The 6059-nt window shown below is 66.6% G+C and carries 8 protein-coding genes and 1 pseudogene; 4 read left to right on the top strand and 5 right to left on the bottom strand.

Annotated elements, in window-relative coordinates; translation table 11 throughout:
- Positions 1–15: 15 nt before the first annotated feature.
- Positions 16–228, top strand: a complete 213-nt coding sequence (locus tag FV220_RS14325; protein WP_018044045.1) for a DUF3126 family protein — start codon at positions 16–18, stop codon at positions 226–228.
- Positions 229–412: 184 nt separating this feature from the next.
- Entirely contained in the window at positions 413–739 is a 327-nt protein-coding gene (locus tag FV220_RS14330; RefSeq protein WP_018044044.1) for a hypothetical protein, read from the top strand.
- A gap of 103 nt (positions 740–842) precedes the next feature.
- Here FV220_RS14330 and FV220_RS14335 read toward each other — a convergent pair whose 3' ends face one another.
- The 4 genes from FV220_RS14335 to FV220_RS14350 form a co-directional block, all read right to left on the bottom strand.
- On the bottom strand, positions 843–1526 hold the full coding sequence (locus tag FV220_RS14335) for a transglutaminase-like cysteine peptidase (protein ID WP_056142388.1): 684 nt from the start codon (positions 1524–1526) through the stop codon (positions 843–845).
- Positions 1527–1679: 153 nt separating this feature from the next.
- The gene (locus FV220_RS14340) at positions 1680–2276 is read right to left on the bottom strand and encodes a transglutaminase-like cysteine peptidase (protein ID WP_147832148.1); all 597 of its coding nucleotides are present in this window, start codon (positions 2274–2276) and stop codon (positions 1680–1682) included.
- 420 nt (positions 2277–2696) lie between these two features.
- Positions 2697–3323: a PilZ domain-containing protein gene (locus FV220_RS14345; RefSeq protein WP_018044040.1), complete on the bottom strand. Its 627-nt coding sequence runs from the start codon at positions 3321–3323 to the stop codon at positions 2697–2699.
- Between the two features lie 112 nt (positions 3324–3435).
- Positions 3436–4053 carry a PAS domain-containing protein gene (locus FV220_RS14350; RefSeq protein WP_147832135.1) on the bottom strand — a complete coding sequence of 206 codons (618 nt, stop codon included), beginning with the start codon at positions 4051–4053 and terminating at the stop codon, positions 3436–3438.
- A gap of 317 nt (positions 4054–4370) precedes the next feature.
- Between FV220_RS14350 and FV220_RS14355 the strand changes: the two genes are divergently transcribed.
- Together FV220_RS14355 and FV220_RS14360 are read left to right on the top strand one after the other, a co-directional pair.
- Positions 4371–5195 (top strand): rhomboid family intramembrane serine protease, encoded by an 825-nt coding sequence (locus tag FV220_RS14355; protein ID WP_147832136.1) that lies wholly within the window; start codon positions 4371–4373, stop codon positions 5193–5195.
- A gap of 127 nt (positions 5196–5322) precedes the next feature.
- Complete coding sequence (locus FV220_RS14360; protein ID WP_026175981.1) at positions 5323–5754, top strand: CBS domain-containing protein; 432 nt, start codon at positions 5323–5325, stop codon at positions 5752–5754.
- 28 nt (positions 5755–5782) lie between these two features.
- Here FV220_RS14360 and FV220_RS14365 read toward each other — a convergent pair.
- Positions 5783–6059 (bottom strand): annotated as a pseudogene (locus tag FV220_RS14365) (NTE family protein rssA); the annotation flags it as partial.

The raw sequence follows: 6059 nt of genomic DNA on the forward strand, positions 1-6059 counted from the left end.
GCAAGAGGCGAAAGCGTGAACAAGACCGACATCGCGAAGGTCCAGGATTTTATGCGCCGGACGTTCGCCAACACGAATATCCGCCTCGTGGCCCGCCCCAAGAAGGACGATTCGGCCGAAGTCTATATCGGCGAAGAGTTCCTCGGTGTGGTCTCCGTCGACGACGAGGACGGCGATCGCTCGTTCAACTTCGCCATGGCGATTCTCGACATCGATCTCGAAGACTGAAGCTGCCCGGCCGAGAGGCCTCGCACCTCGATCGCGGGCTCTCCGGAGCCGCGATCCGCATGACGCTGGAATCCGCGTAGTTCTCCTTGTGCGTCGGCCAATCCTGACGCCGGGAAATCCTTAACAACTCGTAAACGCTCTGGCAGAGTGCACGCTCAATCCGTCGTCAACGGTCGAGCGCGCCATGGACATCAGCCCCTCCGCCATCGAATCGATTCGGACCCTGTGTGTCGGTCTCGCCTTGTCGGGCCTCCTCGCCAGCGCCTTCGAGCTCGTCTCCGACCGCCGCGCGAGCTTCAGCCTGCTGGAACGCGGCGGTGTCGGGGCGGTGGCGGCTCTGCCGATCCTGGCCTTCGGTGCTCCCTTCATCATCCTGCGCAACACCGTCCGCGGTCGCCGGATCGAGGGCCGTCCGATCCCCTTCGTCATGATCGCGACGATCATCGCCTGCGGCTGGAGCCTGCTCTCGGGCCGGATCGCCCTCGATCTCGCCCACATGATCACCGGTTGAGCGGAACGAGCCGCGCCAGCGGCTCGATGCGAGACGTCGCGGAGCCTCGCGTTTCGTCCGTCCGGGTCAGGACCAGCGAAGGGCGGATCGAGGCCACGATCGATCAGCGGTTGGCGGTGGCCACCGGCGAGGCGACGCCGTTGAGCGAGACCCAGGCCATGCTGTCCTGGCCCTCACGCTTGACGTAGGTGTAGCCGGTGCGGGGCGCGGACAGGATCGCGGTGGTCTTGTTGTCGAGGATGAGATCGCCCTTGTCGGTGCGGACCATCAGGACCGCATGGCCTTCGCCGATATCGTCGATGACGACGGTCATCCGTAGGGCACGACGGGGGAGGCCGCGCTCCACCAGCATCCTGCGCTTCAGAAGCTGGAAATCCTCGCAATCGCCGAAACCGTCATCGGGAAAGTCCCACCGGTCGACGACGCCCCAATGGGCCATGTCGGTGATCGGATGGATACGTGCGTTGACACGACGGTTGACGCTGGTGAGCGTACGCCAGATCGCCGGGTTGAGGGCGATGATCGCTGGCTGCGACGTGTCGACGATGCATTCGGCGGGGTATTTGGCGCAGAACCCGTTCCAGGCCGCCACCGGCCGGGCGCCGCCATTCTCGTTCACGGCCGGCGCATTGGGGAGGGCGGCGACCGGGCGCGCTTGCGTGGCGGCCCCGCCGAGGAGCAGGATGGAGCCCACCAGGGAGACCCTGGCCGCACGGCCGACCCGTCTCAACAGCCCGCTTCCCGAGAAGCTTCCGCCGTCGACGCCTCGCAGAATCGCGTGCCGCATTCCGGTCGCCCTGCCATTCGTTGCCGAAGGCAAGAAACTGGCACGCCCTGAGCTGGGGCTCAATCCAAAAGTTAAACCGGAATTAACTTCCCACTGGCTCGGGAGTTCCAGGGCAGAAATGTGATGTTTTCCGGCAACCCCGGAGAATCCGGTTCAGCGGTTCGCGGTGGTCACCGGAGACGTGACGCCGCCCAGGGACACCCAGGCCACGGAATCCTGGCTCTCGCGTTTGATGAAGACGTAACCGGTCCGATACCAGGGCAGGATCTCGCTGGTCTTGTTGTCGAGGATGAAGTCGCCACGGTCGGTCAGGAGCGTCAACACGGCATGGCCCTCGCCCTTCTCGTCGATGACCACGGTCATCCGCATGGCGCGGCGGGACAGGCCGGCATCGGCGAGGCGCTTGCGCTTGACGAGCTGGAAATCCTCGCAATCTCCCATTCCGTCCTCGGCGAGGTCCCAGCGGTCGGCTTCGCCCCAATGCTCTGAATCGGTGACGGCGCGCAGACCGGTATTCACCCGACGGTTGACCGAGACGATCAAGCTCCAGGTGGCGGGGGTGAGGGCGATACGGGACGGCTCATTCGCGTCGATGGCGCATTCGGCCGGGTAACGCTGGCAAAACGACACCCAGCCGACGATGGGGCGGGCGGCACCGAGAACATCGGCGGATTGCGAGGGCGAGGGCAGGGCGGCCATGGTCTGGGCCTGTGACGCCCCGGCGCCGAACATCGCCAGCGCCGCGAGCATCCCCAGCAAGAATGTTTTCGTCCGTGCCATCGCGACCACCTCGTCCAACGAGGACCACGATGCCGCCACGCTTCCTGTGCTGCGCTGAAACGGATCGGCGCAATTTTATCGATCCGACCTCGAAGCCTAGCCGCTGGCGGACAAAGCCAACCGGCGGCTGAACCAAGGACTCGCATTGGCGCGATCGCGTCAGGCAAACCGTAACCATGACGAGGCGGATGCGATCGGCGAGGATCTCATCCCCACCTTGCCCGGGCGCCGTGGATGTCGGAACGAACGACGAGGAAAGCCGGCACGGCCATCCCGAGCCGGGAGGATCCGACCTGTTGGACCGTATCTCGCCGACGCCAGGACGACCGAACTGTCGGCAGAACCCGAAGAGGCGGCGCTCTCAAGCCGAGGCGAGGCGGGGGGACGCTCTCAGAGCGTCAGGCCCTCATGGAACAGGTCGGGCGAGATCGGGAGCATGAAACCCACGCCGATGCCGCCCTCGAAGTAGCGCACCACGCGACCCGGCGTCCGCCCCACCATGACGCTTGTTCCAATCGGTGGCTGCGCCTGGGTCGAGAGGGCGACGCCGGACAGGGAAACGTCGATGATACGGGCGGCGACCTCGCGCCCGCCCTCGAGCTTCACCGTCACCCCGGTTTCCTGGGGCGTGAGACGCTCGTGGTTGCGCCCTTCGGGCAGGCCGAGGGCCTCGCGGTTGGAGATCCAGGTGAGCTGGGATGCGATCTTGTCGCGCTTGCGTTGAGTCGCGTTCAGGCGAACCGCGATGCCGCCGCTGGGGAACCGGGCGATGGTCCCCTCGATGCGGCCGATACTCTCGAGATACAGCACGACGCGCTCGTCGAGTTCTCCCAGTACCGCGCAGGTCAGGCGGACGCCGCCCGGTGACATGTCGACGGTCTGGCAGGGAAATTCGCGGCGGTCGGCCAGCATGTAACGGCCGAGGAGGGCGACCTTGACCCGCTGATGGCGACGCAGATCCGACGGCCGCAGCAAGCGAACCGGCTTCGCTTCAGTCTGCGCGAGAGCCTCGATCATCGCGGAATCCGCACTCGGGTTGGATCGTCGTCAGCGCAATCGTACAGGTCTCTTGGTTACGAAAATCTTTGCCGGGATAGACGCGTGATCCGCACCGTCCGTCAAAAGCCGATCAGGCCCGCCCGCCGGGATGCACCATCAGGTGGCCGCGACGCACCGGCAGGCTGTCATTGGCGGGTTGCGGCAGGTTCCTGAGATTTGCCGCGGCGTCGCTCCTGGCGAGGTCGATGACGTCGTAAGTCGGATCGAGGACGCGCAGGGACACGGATTCGAGCCGTTCCACGGGGCGCAGCCCCAGCCATTGCGGAACCACCTTGGGGCTGAGCGCTCCGAGCAAGCGGACCTGGGTCTGCCCACGGTGGCGCAGGGGAAGGAGCAGGAGTTCGAGGTCGATCTGCTCGTCCCGCTGCGTTATCCCGCGCAGACCCGCGACGATCCCCACCGTATCGACCGCCACCGTCTCCACGAGACGCCAGGGATCGGCCTGCCCCTCGCCCCAGATGGCGGCGAAGGCGCTGCCGCGCAATTCACGCCCGAACAACGCGCAGACGCGGGTTCCCGCAAGCCTGACCGTCGCGGCGGAACGCGCCATGTCGAGTTCCAGAATGAGGCTCTCGGACAGGAGGTTGCGGATCTCGCCGGGCTCGATCTCGCTCCTCTCGGGCGCGGCCCGCGTACCACGAAGCCGGTCCCAGTAATGGTAGAGCATACGGCTGGTCGGATGCTTCATGGTGTCCCGTCGTGGCACGGCCCCCGGGGGGACCTGTTCGAAATCGGCCCGATCCGCGCAGCGCTGGACACAGCGGACGGTTCGGTTAACAAGCCTGCGCACACCTTATGCCCGTCCAAGGCGGCACGCTCGCTTAAGCTTTGATTAGGGTTAACGCGCCAGGCTCACTCTGCCGCCGGGCAGCCATCGCGGCGATGTCCAGCAGGGTCGAAGCGTTCGGGTAGGGTCGGCGCTTCGCCCAAATCGCGCGCCGCTCGCCTGAATTTGCATGGACCGAGGGCTTGCGGCGGCAGCATCCGCGCCGACATGGTGACGCCATGGATGCCATGCCCGATCTACCGCGCCAAAACCGCGTCCCCGTCTTCAACATGCCCGGCGCGGTGACGGCATCGATCGCCCTCCTGCTCGGCCTCCATGCCCTACGGGACTTCGTCCTGCCGGACGAATGGGACATCAGGCTTCTCCTGGACCTGGCCCTGATCCCAGGGCGCTGGCTGGCCTCGGTGGACCCGGATCGGGTCGCGGAGATTCTATCGGCCGCCCCCTCGGCCTTGGGCGACACGGACGTGAACCAGGCCCGTGCGGCTTTCGCCCAGTACGTGGTGGCCAACCCTTCGGCGAGCCTCTGGACCTTCGCCACCTATGCGTTGCTGCACGGCTCGTGGACGCATGTGATCTTCAACGTGGTCTGGCTCGCCGCCTTCGGCTCCCCCGTGGCGCGGCGATGCGGCCCCTGGCGCTATGGCCTCCTCGGGCTCGTCGGCGCGGTGGCGGGAGGCGTCCTCCACGTGGCGATCGACCCGTTGAGCACCGCCCCGCTGATCGGTGCCTCGGCGGCTGTCTCGGCGCTGATGGCCGCCGCCGCGCGCTTCGTGTTCCAGCCGCCGCCATCCTTCCTTGCCGGCCAGCCGTGGCAGCGCGTGGCGCATCCGCCGCTTGAGACCATCCCCGAACTCCTGCGCAATCGCACGGCGGTGATATTCCTCGGCATCTGGCTCGCCACCAACTTCGTGTTCGGGATCATCTCGCTGCCGCTGGGCGCGGAATCCTCGACCGTGGCGTGGGACGCCCATCTGGGCGGGTTCCTGGCAGGATTTTTCCTCTTTCCGATGTTTGACCGATCAAGAGGCGCAAAAGCGTAATTTTTCCGCATGTTTCGGCATCGGAAGGGCGGTCCCGTGGGTTGTCACGTCAGAGATGACGTCACACAATTCCGTGATGCGCCGGGATCAACCCGGCCCGCGTAACAGCCTATGGGAGATCATGGTCATGACCGTCGCACGCATCCTTTCCGAGAAGGGCGGCTCAGTCGTCACTGTGGAGCCGAACCGGACCTTGGACGACGCCATCCATCTCCTCGCCGAGAAGCGGATCGGCGCCATCGTCGTGAGCAATGACGAGGGTGCGGTCCTCGGCATCCTGTCCGAGCGGGACATCATCCGGGCTCTGTCCCGCCAGGGCGCGGGGGCGTTCGATGCGCCGATCTCGCAGCACATGACGGCGTCCGTGACCACCTGCACCCGGTCGAGCACCGTCGAGGAGGTCATGCAGCTGATGACCGACGGGCGCTTCCGCCACGTGCCGGTGGTCGAGGATGGGCGGCTCGCCGGCCTCGTCTCCATCGGTGACGTGGTCAAGCGCCGGATCGCCGCCGTGGAGGCGGAGCATCAGGCCATGCGCGACTACATCACCATGGCCTGACGCGGCGTCGATCGCGCCAGCTGGGGTCTCAGACCCGTTCGGCCGCCAGGGCCACGAGTTCCCTGATGCGCGGCAGCGCGGCCTTGGCCGCGTCCCGCCCGAGAAGGATCGCCTCTTCGGCGCGGTGGAACTCGAACAAGCCCATCTCCGCGAGGCGTGGGGACAGCATGAGATCCGGCGGGTCCCGCTCCAGCCTCGCCCGCGAGATCCGGTCCTGGGTGATGTTGAACGCGTCGAACATGACCCGCCCCATGCCGGGAGGGCCGGGTTCGCGGGGCGGGGCAGGGCGTGGCGCCGGCCCGCGC

The sequence above is a fragment of the Methylobacterium sp. WL19 genome, from assembly GCF_008040005.1.
GTDB lineage: Bacteria > Pseudomonadota > Alphaproteobacteria > Rhizobiales > Beijerinckiaceae > Methylobacterium > Methylobacterium bullatum.

Coding starts and splice junctions, on each gene's coding strand:
- FV220_RS14355 (WP_147832136.1), top strand. CDS start 4,371: ATGGATGCCATGCCCGATCTACCGCGCCAAAACCGCGTCCCCGTCTTC.
- FV220_RS14360 (WP_026175981.1), top strand. CDS start 5,323: ATGACCGTCGCACGCATCCTTTCCGAGAAGGGCGGCTCAGTCGTCACT.
- FV220_RS14340 (WP_147832148.1), bottom strand. CDS start 2,276: ATGCTCGCGGCGCTGGCGATGTTCGGCGCCGGGGCGTCACAGGCCCAG.
- FV220_RS14330 (WP_018044044.1), top strand. CDS start 413: ATGGACATCAGCCCCTCCGCCATCGAATCGATTCGGACCCTGTGTGTC.
- FV220_RS14335 (WP_056142388.1), bottom strand. CDS start 1,526: ATGCGGCACGCGATTCTGCGAGGCGTCGACGGCGGAAGCTTCTCGGGA.
- FV220_RS14345 (WP_018044040.1), bottom strand. CDS start 3,323: ATGATCGAGGCTCTCGCGCAGACTGAAGCGAAGCCGGTTCGCTTGCTG.
- FV220_RS14350 (WP_147832135.1), bottom strand. CDS start 4,053: ATGAAGCATCCGACCAGCCGTATGCTCTACCATTACTGGGACCGGCTT.